This is a genomic window from Rahnella sp. BCC 1045, from assembly GCF_019049615.1.
GTDB classification, from domain to species: Bacteria; Pseudomonadota; Gammaproteobacteria; order Enterobacterales; family Enterobacteriaceae; genus Rahnella; species Rahnella contaminans.
The window spans coordinates 1-1819 of record NZ_JAFMOZ010000051.1; the positions used below are offsets into that span (position 1 = coordinate 1).

1 protein-coding gene is annotated in these 1819 nt (G+C 33.1%); it reads left to right on the top strand.

The annotated features are described in order from the left end of the window. The coding region (locus J1782_RS00320; RefSeq protein ID WP_217151910.1) for a hypothetical protein at positions 1 to 1819 on the top strand (1819 nt) is incomplete at both ends.

Here is a 1819-nt window from a genome sequence, read left to right on the forward strand (position 1 = left end):
ATCCTGTGTTGCGATTAATTTCCGAAGATATTGGGGAGGAAATTGAAAGTTATGAGGATTTATTTAAACATAGTAATTCAATTAGTGCGGAAAGCAGATTTAGGAAAATTAAACATAATATAGATTCAATTCCGACTAATAATGTCTTAGATAAAATTTCATTAATCAAATGGAATGCAATTTACACCTCATCCGTAGATGATTTGGCATTAAGTCGATTGAGAAATGAAGGCAGAATAACTAAGCCGATATGTAATAATAGCAAATACTCTTCTTATAGTAGAAGTGAATTATGCATACATTACCTTTTTGGATTGTATAGTAGGCACGACTCTTTAGAAAAAGTACCATCTAGTCGAATTGAATTATTAAAGAGGGCTAATGAATCTCAGTTAATGCTCAATACGTTGGCAGATTCTATGTCGCCTTTAGATACTCTGATTATTTCTGGTTGGAACCCTAAAACCGATCCAATTTCTAGTGAAACTCTATATCAAATAATATCAAAGTTTACTTCTGAGCAAGTTTATATTTTTGGAAAGGATGAGGTTTTTGAAGATGAATTAGTTGGCAGTTTGATCGAAGAGCGAAAACTCGTGAAATATGGAAGGACGCTGCCTGAATTCATTTCCCGAAATGAAGAGTATTTTTTGAGTTTATCCGAATATTCAGATGAACTTGATTCATTTATTAGAATAAACGATAAACCTCTAGAGATTCCTTCAAGAATTCGTAGATTATTGAATAATCATGGTGAAATAGTAGAGGATAAGTTTCTAAATAATATTGATAAAAATAATGACAGAGATATTTTACTAAAGGATTTTTTATTTGAATCATCAAGATCTCCTGTCTGGAAAGCATATCCTTTAGGCCTGGATTTTGAGAGAGAATACTTTTCATCTCTTTTCAGTTTGGTCAGTGATGAATTAAAGAAAAACAAGGTCTCTGAGTCACCAGTAATATTGCATGGTGCAACAGGAACAGGGAAAAGCATTTCTTTGGCAAGATTGTGTTATGTGTTATATAATCAAGGTAAGTATCTTGTCGTTCATATTAATAATCACGTTGACTCTCTAGATTTTAAGGTTATTGATGAGGTTTGCGAATGGGCGGAATCAAGTGCTGGTTTGATCACTGTCATATGTTGGGATGGTATGTCAGGTATTGATAGCTATCAAAATTTAAGTTCGTATTTATCAAGTCGCGGACGTAAACAACTGGTTATTGGCACTACTTACAAAAATGAAAAAACCAAGTCGAAACGTTACGTTAGCGCCCCAGAGCAATTTACACCAAAAGAAAACATAGATTTTCTGAAGTATCTTGATAGAAATAAAATTTCACTAGATACTAAAATATCGAAGTTCGACTCAACCTTCCTCGTCACTCTATATAGGCTTTTACCTGAGACGCGATTTTCAATAACAACTGGAGTAGTAAATGAAGCTAACTACATAAAGCAATTGCTATCAAAAAACATTATGCTGGCTGATTCTTGTGAGAACATTATCGCCGAGGCGTTTAGAAAGGCATTTGAAAATAATCACACAATTCTTAATACTTCGACAAAGCTTGACAATGAAGTAAATATAAACAACATTGTCGATATTGTAATGATTTTTGGGAAATTTGGAATAGAAACCCCGTTGGATCTAATTATACGTGTTCATCCAACCTTAAGATTTTCTAATCTAGGTGATGCTTTCAAAACCGTAGATATAATTAGATGGTCTGAAAACAAATTTGGTGATATAAATTTATCTGCTAGAAACACTCTCGAAGCGGAAATTTATTGCAAACGTATAACGCCTAATAT